Source organism: Janthinobacterium sp. RA13, from assembly GCF_000745325.1.
Classification (GTDB): domain Bacteria; phylum Pseudomonadota; class Gammaproteobacteria; order Burkholderiales; family Burkholderiaceae_D; genus Janthinobacterium; species Janthinobacterium rivuli.
The window spans coordinates 3,603,561-3,619,195 of record NZ_JQNP01000001.1 but is presented as its reverse complement, the minus strand read 5'-3'; the positions used below and the strand labels follow the sequence as shown (position 1 = coordinate 3,619,195).

At 64.9% G+C, this 15,635-nt stretch carries 13 protein-coding genes; 7 read left to right on the top strand and 6 right to left on the bottom strand.

What is annotated here, in order from left to right:
• Positions 1 to 93: 93 nt before the first annotated feature.
• The gene (locus FG13_RS16055; RefSeq protein WP_035822458.1) at positions 94 to 999 is read left to right on the top strand and encodes a LysR family transcriptional regulator; all 906 of its coding nucleotides are present in this window, start codon (positions 94 to 96) and stop codon (positions 997 to 999) included.
• Positions 1,000 to 1,088: 89 nt separating this feature from the next.
• The gene (locus tag FG13_RS16050) at positions 1,089 to 1,490 is read left to right on the top strand and encodes a ribosomal maturation YjgA family protein (protein WP_035822456.1); all 402 of its coding nucleotides are present in this window, start codon (positions 1,089 to 1,091) and stop codon (positions 1,488 to 1,490) included.
• A gap of 6 nt (positions 1,491 to 1,496) precedes the next feature.
• Here FG13_RS16050 and FG13_RS16045 read toward each other — a convergent pair whose 3' ends face one another.
• The 3 genes from FG13_RS16045 to FG13_RS16035 form a co-directional block, all read right to left on the bottom strand.
• Positions 1,497 to 4,316: a M16 family metallopeptidase gene (locus FG13_RS16045; RefSeq protein WP_035822454.1), complete on the bottom strand. Its 2,820-nt coding sequence runs from the start codon at positions 4,314 to 4,316 to the stop codon at positions 1,497 to 1,499.
• Between the two features lie 90 nt (positions 4,317 to 4,406).
• Positions 4,407 to 4,757: a hypothetical protein gene (locus FG13_RS16040; RefSeq protein ID WP_051959139.1), complete on the bottom strand. Its 351-nt coding sequence runs from the start codon at positions 4,755 to 4,757 to the stop codon at positions 4,407 to 4,409.
• On the bottom strand, positions 4,758 to 5,486 hold the full coding sequence (locus FG13_RS16035) for a hypothetical protein (RefSeq protein WP_035822452.1): 729 nt from the start codon (positions 5,484 to 5,486) through the stop codon (positions 4,758 to 4,760). It abuts the gene before it with no gap.
• A 191-nt stretch (positions 5,487 to 5,677) separates the two neighbouring features.
• Between FG13_RS16035 and FG13_RS16030 the strand changes: the two genes are divergently transcribed.
• Positions 5,678 to 7,450, top strand: coding sequence for a GGDEF domain-containing protein (locus FG13_RS16030; protein ID WP_035828289.1), 1,773 nt, complete (start codon positions 5,678 to 5,680; stop codon positions 7,448 to 7,450).
• Here the strand turns inward: FG13_RS16030 and FG13_RS16025 are convergent.
• On the bottom strand, positions 7,440 to 7,922 hold the full coding sequence (locus FG13_RS16025; protein WP_035822450.1) for a CinA family protein: 483 nt from the start codon (positions 7,920 to 7,922) through the stop codon (positions 7,440 to 7,442). The two genes, FG13_RS16030 and FG13_RS16025, sit on opposite strands and share 11 nt — an antisense overlap.
• Before the next feature lie 224 nt (positions 7,923 to 8,146).
• Between FG13_RS16025 and FG13_RS29530 the strand changes: the two genes are divergently transcribed.
• The 3 genes from FG13_RS29530 to FG13_RS16010 are packed head-to-tail and all read left to right on the top strand — an operon-like array spanning position 8,147 to position 13,365.
• Positions 8,147 to 8,761 (top strand): YfiR family protein, encoded by a 615-nt coding sequence (locus FG13_RS29530; protein ID WP_161784182.1) that lies wholly within the window; start codon positions 8,147 to 8,149, stop codon positions 8,759 to 8,761.
• Positions 8,762 to 10,792 (top strand): ATP-binding protein, encoded by a 2,031-nt coding sequence (locus tag FG13_RS16015; RefSeq protein WP_035822446.1) that lies wholly within the window; start codon positions 8,762 to 8,764, stop codon positions 10,790 to 10,792.
• Positions 10,789 to 13,365: an EAL domain-containing protein gene (locus FG13_RS16010; protein ID WP_035822444.1), complete on the top strand. Its 2,577-nt coding sequence runs from the start codon at positions 10,789 to 10,791 to the stop codon at positions 13,363 to 13,365. Before FG13_RS16015 ends, FG13_RS16010 begins: the two co-directional genes overlap by 4 nt.
• 1 nt (position 13,366) lies before the next feature.
• Here the strand turns inward: FG13_RS16010 and thiL are convergent, their stop codons facing one another.
• Positions 13,367 to 14,347, bottom strand: a complete 981-nt coding sequence (gene thiL / locus FG13_RS16005; RefSeq protein WP_035822441.1) for a thiamine-phosphate kinase — start codon at positions 14,345 to 14,347, stop codon at positions 13,367 to 13,369.
• A gap of 89 nt (positions 14,348 to 14,436) precedes the next feature.
• Here thiL and FG13_RS16000 point away from each other — a divergent pair, with 89 nt between their 5' ends.
• Positions 14,437 to 15,042: a hypothetical protein gene (locus FG13_RS16000; RefSeq protein ID WP_035822439.1), complete on the top strand. Its 606-nt coding sequence runs from the start codon at positions 14,437 to 14,439 to the stop codon at positions 15,040 to 15,042.
• Here FG13_RS16000 and FG13_RS15995 read toward each other — a convergent pair.
• Positions 15,039 to 15,560 (bottom strand): MarR family winged helix-turn-helix transcriptional regulator, encoded by a 522-nt coding sequence (locus tag FG13_RS15995; protein WP_035822437.1) that lies wholly within the window; start codon positions 15,558 to 15,560, stop codon positions 15,039 to 15,041. The genes FG13_RS16000 and FG13_RS15995 overlap by 4 nt on opposite strands.
• Positions 15,561 to 15,635: the final 75 nt, after the last annotated feature.

Sequence of the window (15,635 nt, the reverse complement as noted above, 5' to 3'; positions counted from 1 at the left end):
TCGCTTCATCAAGGGGAATGTGGGCATGATGAAAGCAAAGCCATTTATGCACTAGACTATCTCATCGAAGAACATTTATGAGTTGAATTCACAATGGCCAGACTGGAAGTGAACCGCTCCGGCGAGCTGGAAGTGTTTGTGCGCGTGGTCGAGCTGGGCGGCTTTTCCGCCGCCGCGCGCACCTGCGGCATGACGCCATCGGCCGTCAGCAAGCTCGTTGCGCGGCTGGAGGAGCGCCTGGGCGCGCGCCTGCTGAACCGCTCCACGCGCCAGCTGCGGCTGACGGCCGAAGGCTGCGGCCTGTACGAACGGGGGCGTCACGTGCTGGCGGCGCTGGACGAGGCCGAGCGCTGCGCGGGCGTGCAGGATGTGCCGCGCGGCAGAATCAAGGTCAATGCGAACGTGCCGTTCGGCCAGCATTTTTTGTTGCCGCTGGCGCCGTTGTTTCTCGAACGCTATCCCGAGGTGACACTCGACATCGTGCTCACGGATGCCGTCGTCGATATCCTTGAGCAGCGCACGGACGTGGCCGTGCGGGCTGGCCCGCTGAAAAGTTCAAACTTGCTAGCGCGCAAGCTGGGCCAGACGCGCATGGCCATCGTGGCGGCGCCCGCCTACCTGGCGCGGCGCGGCATGCCGCAGACAGCGGCCGAGCTGGCATCGCACAATTTGCTCGACGCCAATTACGCGCGCGCCCGCTCGGGCTGGCCGCTGCGCCTGCCCGAGGGCGACGTCGTCGTGCCTGTCGTCGGCAATGCGCAGGCCAGCGATGGCGAAGCCTTGCGGCAGCTGGTGCTGGCGGGACTGGGGCTGGCGCGCCTGGCCGCCTTCCAGGTGCGCGCCGATATCGCGGCCGGCCGTTTGCAGGCCGTGCTGGAAGAGTTCAACCCGGGTGACAGCGAGGAAGTGCATGCCGTGTTTGTGGGCCAAGGCGGACATGTGCCGCTGCGCGTGCGCGTCTTTCTTGATTTCCTGGCGCAGAACGTCAAGCTGAACTGATGCATTAGGCTACAGACGGACACGGCCGCGCAGTACAATATCGGACGGGCCGCAATGGTTCGGCCCGTATTGTGCCTTTGAATGGAAATATGTTCCTGGTAAAACCTGAACGCCGCCGCCTGCTGCAGGTGGGCGCAACCGTGGCTGTCATCGCGCTGGGCCTGGCCTCGCGCGCCTATCCCCAATTCGTCCCCGCCGCGCTCGGCAAGTATCCGGGCGACGCCCTGTGGGCCATGATGATCGTCTTTGCGCTGGGCATCATCGCCACGCGCATGCGCACGTGGCAGCTGGCCTTGTGGTCTCTGCTGATCTGCTTTGGCGTCGAATTCGGCCAGCTGATCCAGGCGCCGTGGCTCGTCGCGCTGCGCGCGCATCCGCTGGGACACCTGGTGCTGGGCTCTGCCTTCGGCTGGGTCGATCTGATCGCCTACACGGCCGGCGTGGCGATCGCGGCGCTGGTGGATAAAGCGGCGCTGTTCAAGCGCCGCTAATCCTGATTACTTCACGTTGCCTTCAGCATCGCGCAGTTCCACCGGCGCCAGTTTCAGCTTGCTCAATTGCGGGGCGATCTTCGCCTTGTCGCCCACGCCGATGACGATCAGCTTTTCCGGCTGCAGGTATTTTTTCGCCACCTGCTGCACCTGCTTGTCCGTCACGCTGGCAAAGCGCTGCGGCAAGGTCGTGTAATAGTCGAGGCCCAGACCGTAGATATACGCGTTCGCCATGCTGGCGCTGATGCTGGCGTTCGTGTCGAACTGGCCGGGCAAGGACAGCACTTGCGAGTTGCGCGCATTCGCCAGTTCCTTGTTGCTCAATGGCTTGGCGATCATGGCGCGCAGTTCCTTGACGGTTTCCGACACGGCCGGACCCGTCACATCGGTGCGCACACTGGCGGCAATCGAGAATGGTCCAGGCTGGTTGCGGTACTGGAATTGCGAGCGCACGCCATACGTGTATCCCTTTTCTTCGCGCAAGTTGGTGTTCAGGCGGCTGGTAAACAAGCCGCCCAGCGCCGCGTTCATCACTTGCAGCGGCGCGTAGTCGGGCGTGGCGCGCGGCACGGCGATGGCGGACAGGCGCACGGCCGTTTGCGGCGCGCCCGGCTTGTCGACCAAAATCAACTTGGCCTTCGTCGTCTGCGGCGCGGCGGCTACGGCCGGCGCCACCGTGCCTGGCTTCCAGCTGCCGAACTTCGCTTCAGCCAGCGCCTTCAATTCCGCTTCGCCGATATCGCCCGAGACGATCAGCGCCGCATTGTTGGGCAGATAATGCTGCTGCCAGAAACCTTGCAGGTCGGCGCGGCTGGCCGCTTTCAGCGCCGCTTCCGTGCCCAGCTGGATGTAGCCATACGGGTGCTGCGGGCCATACAGGGCCGCCGCTTCCACTCTGGCCGCGACAAAGCCCGCGTTTTCGCGCTGCTGCGCCAGCTGTCCGATGCGGCTGGCGCGCTGGCGCTCGACTTCTTCCTGCGGGAATTGCGGGTGCAGCACCACGTCGGCCAGCACGTCGAGCGCCTGCGGGAAGGTGGCTTTGAGCGACGTCAGCTGGGCGAACGAGGCATCCGTGCCGGAGCCGGTGCTCAGCAGGGCGCCCAGTTGCGCCACATCGTCGGCGATCTGCGGCGCCGTGCGCGTGGCCGTGCCTTCCTGCAGCAATTGCGCCGTAAAGCTCGATAAGCCCGGCTGCGCCAGCGGATTGGCGCCCGAGCCGCTCTTGATCACCAGCTGGCTGGACACGAGCGGCACGGCCCCGTTGTAGTGGTGAATCACGGTCAGGCCGTTCGCCAGGGTGAACGATTTTCCTTGCGGTAAAACAATCTTTGGTGCGGGACCAGCCTTCGGCACGGCATTGCGCCATGGCTCGTCCGCATTGATGGCCGTGCCTGGCGCAGGCTTGACCTTGCCCGGCGCCGGTGTCGGCACTTCCGCGCCCAGGTCCGGCGTGCCCGGTACGCCGTAGACGACCACGCGCGACTGGTTTTTCAGGTACTGGTCGACGGCGCGCTGCACGCCGGCCGCCGTCACCTGGCGGTAGCGCGCGATATCCTTGGCCAGGTAGCCGGGGTCGCCCAGGTACTGGTTGTATTCGTTGAGCAAGTTGGCCACGCCGCGCCCGCCCATTTTTTCCACCTGGCTCAGCATGTTGGTCTCGATGCTGTTGCGCGCCCGCTCCAGTTCCTTCTCGGTCGGGCCCTTGGCGCGCAGTTGCTCCAGCTCCGCCTGCAGGGCTTGCTCAATTTCCTCGGGCTTGCGGCCCGGGCGCGCCGTCGCGTCGATGGTGAAGATGGAGGTGAGGGCGTTCGAGCCCTGGCTGGCGCCCACGTCTTGCGCGATCTGCTTGTCGTACACCAGGGATTTATATAAACGGCTGGACTTGCCGCCGGCCAGGATGTGCGCGGCGATCGACAGTTCCGCGTCATCCTTGGTGTAGGCGGACGGCGTCAGCCAGGCCATGAAGACGCGCGGCAATTCGACCCGGTCCTGCACCACGATGCGGCGTTCCTGCGTGATGGGCGGCGTCACGACATCGGGTCTCGGCACGGCCGGGCCGCTCTTGAAGCTGCCGAAATATTTATTCACCAGCTCCTTGGTTTTCGCCTTGTCGATATCGCCGGCGATCACCAGGCTGGCGTTGTTGGGGCCATAGTATTTGCTGAAGAATTCCTTGATGTCGGCCAGTTTCGCGTTCTGGATGTCCGCGTGCGAACCGATGACGCTGGCGTAATACGGGTGGGTCTTGGGAAACAACTGGTGGTACAGGGCTTCCTGCACGATGCCGTAGGGCGCATTTTCCACGCTCTGGCGGCGTTCGTTGCGCACCACGTCCTGCTGGTTCGTCAGCGCAGTCTGGTCGAGCACGTCCAGCAGGTAGCCCATGCGGTCGGAATGCGTCCACAGGGCCAGTTCCAGCTGGTTCGACGGTACCGTGTCGAAATAATTGGTGCGGTCGAAATCCGTGCTGCCGTTCGAATCCGTGGCGCCCGCGCCTTCGAGCAACTGGTCGGCCATGCCGCGCGGCACGTGCTTGGTGGCGGCAAACATCATGTGCTCGAACAAATGCGCAAAGCCCGTCAGGCCCGGCGCTTCATTCGCGGGACCCACGTGGTACCAGATATTGACGGCCGTGACGGGCAATTTATGGTCTTCCACGAGAATGACGTCGAGGCCGTTCGGCAAGGTGTATTTTTCGTAGGCGATATGCGGCACGGCCGCCGCGCCCGTCGTGACGGCCGCATCGGCGGCGTGGGCGAGGGTGAGCGGGGCGCCGTACAGCGACAGCAACAGGGCGGGGAGGGCCAGCAGTTTGATCGGTTTCATGCATGCTTCCAGGGATAGGTGGAGAAGACGCTGCGGCTCGCTCGTGGCTGGCGCAGCGGTACGTTACTACGGCCGGTGCTACGGTCGGTGCTACAGTGTATACAGCAGGGCCGCGCCGCCCAGCACCAGCAGCGCGCTGGCGACGGAGACGATGGCCGCGGCGCCCAGCAAGCGCCATTCGCGCGGAGAAAACCAAGCGGTGGACAGGGGCGCTTGCGGCGCAGGCTGGGGCGCGGCCGCCGGCAAGCCGCCCGCCGCGCGCGCCTGCGCCGCCTGCGCCGCCAGCGCCTGCGTGGCGGCGTCCAGCAGGACCAGCTGGCGCTCGACGGTTTCCGCCAGCACGGCTTCGTTCAGCGCCACGAGAGCGAATATCGGGTCATCGACGTCGACCTTGATGCCCGTCTTGTCGAACACGTGGCTGCGCAGTTTGTGCCGGTCCATCTACCACTGCACCTTGTCGAGCTGTTCGAAGATGTCGCGGTAGACGACCTTGATACGCTGCTTTTCCATGATGTTGAACTTGTCGTTCTGCAGCACTTCCTGCATCGTCAGGCGCGCCGTGTTCATCTTCTTGACGTCCGCGCCGAAGGTGTCGGGATTGCGCTGGCTCAGGGTGATGCTGCCTTTCACGCGCGCGCGGTTGTCGCTGTACGACTGCGATTCGACGAATTGCTTGCCCGACGCCGATTGCAGCAGGCCAAAGTGTTCGTTTTGCCACAGCACCAGCGGCACTGTCGTCGACTGGGCCGTCGCGACAAAGCCCGTGGCCGTGTCGTGCAGGGTGTCGCCGCCGCCGACGATGGTGTGGATGTACACCTTGCGGCCCGATTCTTCCAGCAGCGAGAAACAGTCGTTTTCCAGCAGGTAGCCCATCAGCGGCGAAAAGGTGTTGGCGCCATTGTCGATCACGCAGTTGCCGTCCGTGTCGAGGATGTCGATCATCAGCGCGTCGAAGCGTTTCGGGTCGATGTTGCGCGCATCCGTCATCACGGGCACATGCTTGACGTTCATCGCCTTGTAGCGCGAAAAAGTCGCGTTTTCCTGGTCGGTGTCATAGCAGCGCAAAGGCGTATTGTCCTTGCCGCCTATCCACTGGGCCAGCAGGGTAGAGACGAGGGTCTTGCCGATGCCGCCCTTGCCCTGCAGGATGAAATGTACCGTGTTTTGCATTGCGACTACTCCAAGTTGTTGCGTCAGTGACAATCAAAGATCCGTGACAGCGGCGACTGGCATTTTTACCACAATCCTTTGCAAATATGCCATGCGGAACAGCGAATCTGGTTATGATGTTAATCAGGATACCATTGATACAGAGCAAGTTTTGTGTGAAAAATGCACCCCAGAGTGTGAACGAGGACGCAGTGCCGATCTCCAGTCTCGATAAAGCCGACATTGACCGTCTGAATCAGCAAGCCCTGGCTTGCCTGGTCGGCAACCGCCGCCAGGCGCGCCGGCTGGCGCAGATGGCGCTGGCGGCGGCGCAACGGCAACAGTATGCGCGCGGCGGCGCGTATGCGGAACTCAATCATTGCTGGCTCGCGTATTACGCGGGCGAGGCCGAGCCGTCGTGCGAGCGTCTGGGCGCGTATTTTCAGCACAGCGGCGACCTGGAAGGGGGCATGGAAGTGGCCGCCCTGCAGGGCGCATATGCGAGCCGGCGTGGCGATTTTGCCGATGCCGAGCAGCATTTCCTGCAGGCGCGCAGCCAGGCCGCGCAGATCCCCGATTCCTTGCACAAGTTCATGCTGTACGCGCGCCTGGGCGTCGATGCCCTGAACCGTGGCGATACGCAGGACGGCCCGCGCAACTTTTTGCTGGCGCTGGACATCGCCGAACGCTTCGGCAGTCCCGCGCACCGGGTCAACAGCCTGTCGAACCTGGCCTCGTCGCAGCATGACCTGGGCAACGATGAGGACGCGATCCCCCTGCTGGTCGAGGCGCTCGAGATCATCGGCACGCAAAAGCTCAAATACCAGCAAACCATCGTCTCGGCCAACCTGGCCATGTGCTTATTGGCCACCGGCAAGCCGGCCGAGGCGCTGGCGCTGGTGGAGCCGTTTTACGAGTGGCCGGAAGAAGACCTGGCCGTGCGCGCCTTCCTGTTCTGCATCGCCGCCCACGCGGCCATCCTGCTGCGCCAGCCCGAGAGCGCCCTGCAATTGCTGTTGCGCGCAGAAGAATATGCGCGCCGGGGCCAGGACCTGGAAGAGCAGATGCATGCGTGGCTGGTGCGCGGCAAGCTGGACTTGCATGCGGGCCAGACGGCGCAGGCGCTGGCCTCGCTGACGCAGGCGCACAGCCTGCTGAGCTGGACGCGCAATCCGTTTCACCAGCAGCAGATTTTGCGCGGCTTGTCCGATATCAATGCCCAGCTGGGAGAATGGCAGGCCGCGTATGGCTATTTGCAGCAATACCAGGCCGCCTACGAGGCCAGCAGCAAGTCGGCGCGCGCCTCGCGCAGCCTGATGCGCAACCTGGAAAAGGAAATGCACAGCCTGAAGGCCGAGCGCGACAAGGCGCTGGAACTGCAGGCGGCGCGCGAGACGGAAAACGCCAAGCTCGAGCACCTGAACCGCGAACTGGCGCACCAGATCCTGCACGTCAATTCCCTGCAGGACAGCCTGAAGGAACAGGCCATGCGCGACCACCTGACGGGCTTGTACAACCGCCGCCATTTTGAAACGTGTCTCAATGCCATCCTGCACGAGGCCGATGCGGATGCGCCCGTGGCCATCGCCATCATCGACCTCGATTTTTTCAAGCGCGTCAACGACACCTACGGACACAACTTCGGCGATGAAGTGCTGATCCAGTTCGCGCGCCTGGTGGAAGGCCAGTTGCGCGGCAGCGACATGGTGTGCCGTTATGGCGGCGAGGAATTCTGCCTGCTGTTGCGCGAAGCCGACAGCCTCATCGCCGCGCACAAGATCGACGATATCGCCGCGCGCTACCGCCAGCTGCTGATCCAGCAGGCGCCGCACAGCTTGACGGGCTGTACCTTTTCGGCCGGCATCGCCGAATATCCGCGCCACGGCGCTGGCCGCCACGAATTGCTGATGCGCGCCGACAGCGCCCTGTACGCGGCCAAGCAGGCGGGCCGCGACCGCGCCTGCATCGCCGACGCTACTGGATAAAGCGCAGCAGTTCGCGCAGCGCGTGCGCCACGGCCTGCTCGCGCACGGCTTGCCGGTCGCCCGCGAATACCCGCCGCTGCGTCTGCACGCGTCCGTCCATGGCCCAGCCGAAACAGACGGTGCCGACGGGTTTGCCCGGCACGCCGCCCGTGGGGCCGGCGATGCCCGTGGTCGAGACGGCCACCTGGGCTTCGCTGTGGGCCAGGGTGCCTTGCGCCATGGCGGCGGCCACTTCCTCGCTGACGGCGCCGTGTGCGGCGATCAGTTCGGCAGGTACGCCCAGCATGCTGGTCTTGGCCCCGTTGGAATAGGTGACGAAGCCCCGTTCGAACCAGGCGCTTGAGCCTGAGACGTCCGTGACGGCCTGGGCCACGCCGCCGCCCGTGCACGATTCGGCCGTGGCCAGCAGCAGTCCCTTCGCCTGCAAGGCCAGGCCGACGGCGGTGGAGAGGGGGACGAGTTCCTTGCTCATGGATGGCTCCTGCATGCGGTGAAAATGATGGCAAGACTGTAGCATGGTCAACGGTAAAAGAAACTTTCCCCGGTCACAGCGAAAATGCGTACACTCTTTTATACATTTGCTACCACTTCGGGCCGGCAGGCGGGCCGCCGCTGCGCTACCCGGGTGCGCATCGCTCGAACAGGCAAGCGGCATGGTGCCGCGCCTTCGGATTGCATTATCTTTACTCGGTTGTCATGGTAATTCTGAACTGGACCTGGTGGCGTCATCCTGGCCCCCTGCGCCGCCCCGCGCGCGGCCGCCGCCTCCCTCTTCGCTGGGGCTGGCTATTGCTGCTTTTGGGCGTGCTGTGCGCCGATGCGCGGGCACAGGTGCCGGGGGAGCTGGAACGCCAGGTCAAGGCCGGGTATCTGTACAAGTTTGCCGGCTTTGTCGAATGGCCCGACGGCAGCTTTGCCCGGCCCGACTCTCCGCTGGTGATCGGCGTGGCGGGCGCCGATGCGCTGGCCGAGCAGCTCGAACAGAGCGTGGCCGGGCATAGCGTCAACGGCCGCGCCGTGCAAGTGAAAAAAGTGCGCCGCGGCGAAACGCTGGCCGGGCTGCACGTGCTGTACCTGGGCGCGCTGGAGAAAACGGCGCTGCAGGAAATGCTGGCCGCCAGCCGTGGCCTGGCGTTGCTGACGGTATCCGATTCGGATGAGGTCTACGCGATGGGCAGCATGATCAATTTTGTGATGGCCGAAGACAAGGTCCGCTTCGACGTGGCCTTGAAACCCGTGGCGCAGGCGCATATCCGCATCAGCGCGCGCATGCTGCTGGCCGCCTACCGCGTGCAGACGGGAGGCGCCTAGATGATCAGACTGCGTTCCATCCGCCACAAGCTGATGTCGGTGGTCTTGCTGACCACCCTGGTGGCGCTCGTCATTTCGCTGGGCACCATCGTCGTCTACGACTTGCGCGCCTACCACCGCAATCTGGTGGCCGACATCAGTACCCAGGCCGAGCTGCTGGGGCATATGAGCTCGGCCGCGCTGGCCTTCGACGACGAGCGCCTGGCGCTGGAAAACCTCAACCTGATGCGCATCCGTCCGCGCGTCACGGCCGGCGCCCTGTACAAGGCCGACGGCAGTCTGTTCGCCAGCTACCGCGCGCATCAGCACGTGGGCGAGCTGCCGTCGATGGCGGGCAAGGAAGGCGTCAGCATCGCGGGCAAATCCGTCGAATTGTTCAAGCCCATCGTCGACAATGGCGAACTGCTGGGCACCGTGTATCTGCGCGCCGATTACGAACTGGCCGGCCGCACGGCCGATTACCTGGCCATCGCGCTGAGCGTGACGGTGCTGGCGCTGCTGGTGGCCTTGCTGCTGCTGCGCCGCCTCGATTTCGTCATCACGCAGCCGATCCTCGATATCGCCGACGTGGCGCGCGAAGTGATCGAGACGGGCGACTATTCGCGCCGCGCGCGCAAGCTCAGCGTCGACGAAGTGGCGCAGCTGGTCGATTCCTTCAACAAGATGCTGGCCGAGATCGAGCTGCGCACGCAGGCGCTGGAGCGCTCGAACGGCGAGCTGGCGAGCGAAGGCGAACAGCGCACCGAGGCGCAGCAGGAAGTCATGCGCCTGAACCAGGAACTGGAAGTGCGCGTGCACGAGCGCACGATGCAGCTGGAAATGACGAATGGCGAACTGGCCATGGCGATGGAAGAGGCGCGCAGCGCCAACTATGCCAAGTCGGCGTTCCTGTCGTCGATGAGCCACGAATTGCGCACGCCGCTCAACGCCATCCTGGGCTTCGCGCAAATCCTCAGTTCCGACCGTCTGCCGTCGACCCTCGAGCAAAAGAAGGAGTTCGCCGGGCATATCCTGAAATCGGGACGCCATTTGCTCACCCTGATCAATGAAATCCTCGATCTGGCGAAGGTGGAATCGGGCACGGTCAGCCTGTCGCTCGAACCCGTGGGCCTGGACGCCATCTTGCAGGAATGCCGCGACATGATCGCGCCGCTGGCCAGCCAGCGCGGCATCGGCATGGCCTTCCCCGACGCTTGCCCGCTGAACGTGCTGGCCGACCGCACGCGCCTCAAGCAAATCCTGCTGAACCTGCTGTCGAATGCGCTCAAGTACAACCGCGAGCGGGGGCAGGTGGCCATCGATTGCGCGCCGCAGGCGGGCGGGCGGGTGCGCATCAGCGTGCGCGACACGGGCGTGGGCCTCGACGGCGAACAGGTGGCGCTGCTGTTCCAGCCTTTCAACCGGCTGGGGCAGGAAGGCGGCACGGAAGAAGGCAGCGGCATCGGCCTGGTGGTCACCAAGCGCCTGGTCGAGCTGATGGATGGCAGCATCGGCGTGACCAGCGTGCCCGGCGAGGGCAGCACCTTCTGGATCGAGCTGCGCGTGGTCGACGCCTTGCCCGCACCCGACACGCTGGCCTTGCCGCGGCCGGACCTGGCCGGCGCGCTGCTCGAGCACAGCGGCCCCGTGACCTTGCTGTACGTGGAAGACAATCCTGCCAACCTGACCCTGGTCGAGGAAATCGTGCGCTACTGCCCGCAATTGCAACTGCTGACGGCGACCGATGGCCGCCTGGGCGTGGAAATGGCGCGCACGCACTTGCCGCAGCTGATCCTGATGGACATCAACCTGCCGAACGTGAACGGCACGGACGCGCTGAAACTGCTGCGCGCCGATCCGCGCACGGCGCACATCCCCGTCATCGCCCTGACGGCCAACGCCATGCCGGGCGACGTCGAGCGCAGCCTGGCGCTGGGCTTTTACCGCTACCTGACCAAGCCGATCAACCTCGATGAATTTACCGAGGCGATCAACAGCACCCTGGCCTATGTGGCGCAGCAGCGCCGGCAGAAGGGAACCGGCGCACCATGATCAGCCAGGCCGATATCTATGCGGCGAAAATTCTCATCGTCGACGACCAGGAAGTCAATCTGCGCCTGCTCGAGCATTTGCTGCACAGCGGCGGCTACACGGCCCTCACCAGCACCCTCGACGCGCACGCCGTGGCCGGCCTGCACCAGCGCCACCAGTTCGACCTGATCATCCTCGACCTGGTGATGCCTGGCATGAGCGGCTACGAGGTGATGGATACCTTGCGCCCGCTGGAACTGGAAGGCTATTTGCCCGTGCTGGTGATCGCCGCCGACCCGGACGCCAAGCTGGCGGCGCTGGAAGCGGGCGCACGCGACTTCATCAGTAAACCGTTCGATGCGCTCGAGGTACTCACGCGCATCCGCAACATGCTCGAAGTGCGGTTGCTGCACCGCGCCGCGCGCCACTACAACATCCTGCTCGAACGCACGGTGGGCCAGCGCACGGCGGAACTGCAGCGCTTTCGCGGCGCCATGGACGCCACCACCGACGCCATCTTCCTCGTCGACGTGCTGGGCATGACCCTGGTCGACGTCAACGATGGCGCGTGCCGCCTGCTCGGCTATGCGCGCACCGAACTGCTGGCGCTGGCCCCTGGCACCTTGCTGCCGTCGCCGCCGGCCCCGCCGCTGGCCGCGATGCCGGGCGGCCCGGCCCACCTGGCCACGGAAGTGACGGAGTGCGAACTGGTGCGGCGCGACCTGAGCCTGATCCCCGTGGAGCTGGGCTGGCACTGGTATGCGCAGGCGCCCGTGGGGGGAGGGCAGGGCACGGGCGGTCTGCTGCTGATCGCCGTGGCGCGCGACATCAGCGAGCGGCGCCAGGCGCAGGAGCGCCTCAAGCACCTGGCCCATTACGATGGCTTGACGGGGCTGCCGAACCGCAGCCTGTTTTACCAGACGCTGGCCCAGGCTGTCGAACTGGCGCAAGAGAAAAGCTGGCGCATCGTGGTGCTGTTCATCGCGCTCGACCGTTTTAAAAGCATCAACGACACCTTGGGCGCGGCGCTGGGCGACGAATTGCTGCGTCAGTTCAGCAACCGCCTGGTCGAATGCGTGCGCCTGCGCGACACGGTGGGGCGATTGGGCAACGACGAATTCGCGTTGATACTCACCATGAGCCGCAACCAGCAGGAAGCCGTGGCCGTGGCCAACCAGGTGCGCGAAGCCTTGAGGGCGCCATTCGATTTGCGCGGCCATGCGGCCACCCTGACGGCCAGCATCGGCATCGCCATGTATCCGGACGACGCCACCGACCCGGAAACCCTGATCAAATACGCGAATACGGCCATGGGCGGCGCCAAGCAGGCGGGCCGCGACGGCTACCGCTTTTTCACGGCCGGCATGAACGTGCAGGTGCTGGCGCGCCTGGACCTGGAACTGGCGCTGCGCCATGCGCTCGAACACGAGCAGTTCATCCTGTACTACCAACCGAAGGTGGATTTGCGCACGGGGCGCATCAGCGGCGTCGAAGCGCTGCTGCGCTGGCGTCGTCCCGGCTACGGCCTGGTGGCGCCGGCCGAATTCGTGCCGGTGCTGGAAGACACGGGACTGATCGTGCGCGTGGGGGCCTGGGTGATCCAGGCCGCCTGCCGCCAGATCGCCGAGTGGCGCGACAGCGAAGTGGGACCCGTGCACGTGGCCGTCAATGTGTCGAGCCGCCAGTTTGCCGAAGGCGACCTGGAAGGCGAAGTGACGCGCGCGCTGGCGCAGCATGGCGTGGCGCCGGAATTGCTGGAACTGGAACTGACGGAAACGGCGCTGATGTCGAATGCCGAGCGCACCATCGTCGTACTGGGCAAACTGAAGAAAATCGGCGTGAAGGTAGCCATTGACGATTTCGGCACCGGCTATTCGAGCCTGGCGTATCTGCAGCGCTTCCCCATCGACAAGCTGAAAATCGACATCGCCTTCGTGCGCAACATCACCAGCAATCCGAATGACGCGGCCATCGCGCTGGCCATCGTCAGCATGGCGCACAGCCTGAAACTGAGCGTGGTGGCCGAGGGCGTGGAATCGCGCCCGCAGCTCGAATACCTGCGGCGCAACCGCTGCGACGAAATCCAGGGTTTCTATTTCAGCCGCGCCCTGCCGGCGCTGGAGCTGGGACAGATGATCGTCGCCGGCGCCGGCCTGCCGCCCGGCCACGACCCGGCCGCGCAACCGGCGCAAACGCTGCTCATCGTCGATGACGACGTCAACGTGCTGTCGTCATTGCACCGCCTGTTCCGTCCCGAGGGCTACCAGATCCTCACGGCCAGCACGCCGGCCGAAGGGTTTGAAATGCTGGCCCTGCACAGGGTCCACGTGATCGTCTGCGACCAGCGCATGCCGAGCATGAGCGGCACGGAATTCCTCAGTAAAGTGAAAGAGCTGTACCCGGAAACCATCCGCATCATCCTGTCCGGCTACACGGGCCTCGAAGCCGTGCTCGACTCGATCAACCGCGGCGCCATCTACCGTTTCTATACGAAACCGTGGGACGACACCCAGCTGCGCGACAACATCCGCCTGGCTTTTCAACACTACTGGATGGTGAACCAGCCGGGGCTGGCGCGCGTGGCGGTGCGTTAGCTCAATCGCTGAAGTGGTCGAAAGAGCTCAAGGCCAGATCCAGCGCTACTCCCTTTGCATCCACCAGCCGCAAGCCTGTGTGCGCCTCGATGCGCCCGACCCTGGTGACAGGCGTGCCGCAGCTGGCCGCCAGGGCGGCGATGGCGTCGCGTGACGCTGCGGGCGCCGTGAAGCACAGTTCATAGTCGTCGCCGCCGGCGGCCGTGTAGCGGCGGCGCAGTTGCATGTCTTGCCGCGCCAGCACGGGGCCGGCGGGCAGGGCGTCGACGTCGAGGGTGGCGCCTACTTGCGACGCTTTTAATATGTGGCCCAAATCTCCCACCAGGCCGTCCGAAATGTCGATGGCCGCATGCGCGAGGCCCGCTTCGGCCAGCGCGCAGCCGAGCGCCACGCGCGGCGTGGGCGTGTGCATGCGCGCACCAGCAGTGGCCAGGTCCTCTGGCGCCAGCTCCTGTTCCATGCGGTAGCCAGCCAGCGCCAGTCGCGCGTCGCCCAGGGTGCCGCTGACCCAGATATCGTCGCCCGCTACGGCCGCGCTGCGGCGCAGGGCCTGGCCCGGCGCCAGTTCGCCAAACACGGTGATGCAGATATTCAAAGGACCCTTGGTGGTGTCGCCGCCGATGAGTTCGCAATTAAACGCGTCGGCCAGCGCAAACAGGCCGTCGGCAAAGCCGGCCAGCCAGGCGCGTTCGGCTTGCGGCAGCGCCAGGGCCAACGTGAATGCCACGGGACGCGCGCCCATGGCGGCCAGGTCGGACAAATTCACGGCCAGGCTTTTGTGACCGAGCATGCGGGCGTCGGCGCCGGCAAAGAAATGCCGGTCCTCGACCAGCATGTCCGATGAGATGGCGATCTGCTTGCCGGCGCCGGGCGTCATCAGCGCGCAATCGTCGCCGATGCCCAGGGTGGCGCGGCCGGGGCGCTGGCGCACGAAATATTGTTTGATCAGGTCGAATTCGGAAAGCGCGTCGTGTGGGGCCATGGCGTGGTCAGTTCGTTGAATGAGGGTGTGGCCCGGCTATTATAGGCTGGCCTACAATACGGGTCTTTTCCACTGCCGAGCAACCTGCCATGCCCATTCTCGATATTCACGACCTGCTGCAATCCTGGCTCGACCATGGCTGGCTGCGCGACCCGCAAGCCGTCGGCCTGGCCTCCTTCGAGGCGCAGGAACTGGTGGCGTGGGGCTTCGACGCCATCAGCGACGGCGGCCAGTTGTGCCTGTATGAAGACGAGCGCCTGTTCCGCAGGGGCAAGCGGTCTGTGCAGGCGTCGTTCAAGGCGTATCTGCAGCGCGGCCAGCTGGGCGCGAATGGCCTGGATCTTGGCTATCAGGTGCACCTGGCAGGTTTCCTGCGCGCGGCGCGGCAGCCTTTGCCGGCGTTTCGTGTGCTGCTGGAACAGGGGGAGCGCAGCGGCGCCTTGCTGTTCGAGAATGGCCTGGTGCTGCAGTTTGCCGCCAACTTGCGCGGCAAGCCACGCCATTACTATCTGACCTTGGTCGAGGGCCACGTGGCCGATGCCCAGCTTCCCGACCGCGACAGCGATATCGACTTGCGCGCGGCCAGCGCGCGCCATGTCCAGGCCATCTACGACAGCCGCGACCCTGCCGAACTGCAGCGCCTGGCCCGGCGCGGCAATGCGGCGCTGCGCGAACTGGCGCACCTGCTTTCCTAAATTTTCTTCGCCTGCGCCATGCCGTGCAGCAGCTTGGCCAGCAACTGGTCGAGCTGGCGCTGCTCCTCCGCGTTCAAAGCCGAGAGCATGGCGCGCTCGTTCTCCACGTGCAGCAGCACGAGTTTTTCTATCAGTTCCAACCCCTTTTGCGTCAGGGCCACCAGCACGCCGCGCCGGTCCGTCGGGTGCTTCTGGCGTTCGATCAGGCCGGCCGCTTCCAGCCGGTCGATGCGGTTGGTCATGCCGCCCGAGGACAGCATGGCCGCTTCGTACAGGGCCGTCGGCGTCAAGCTGTAGGGCGCGCCCGAGCGGCGCAAGGTCGCCAGCACGTCGAATTCGCCCGGTTGCAAGCCGTGTTCGGCGAACAGCGGGTTGAGCCAGTCGCGCGCCATCAGCTGCGCCACCGTGCCCAATTGGCCCACCAGCTGCATGGCGCGCGTATCCATCTGCGGCAGCTCGCGCTGCCATTGTGCGGCGGCAAATTGCGCGCGCGTGTGTTCTTGCGGGGTGTCTGTCATGGGGATCCATTTATCTTGACCTCAAGATAGATTTCTATCTTTATGTTAAGATACTTTTCATCGAGTCATATTTGA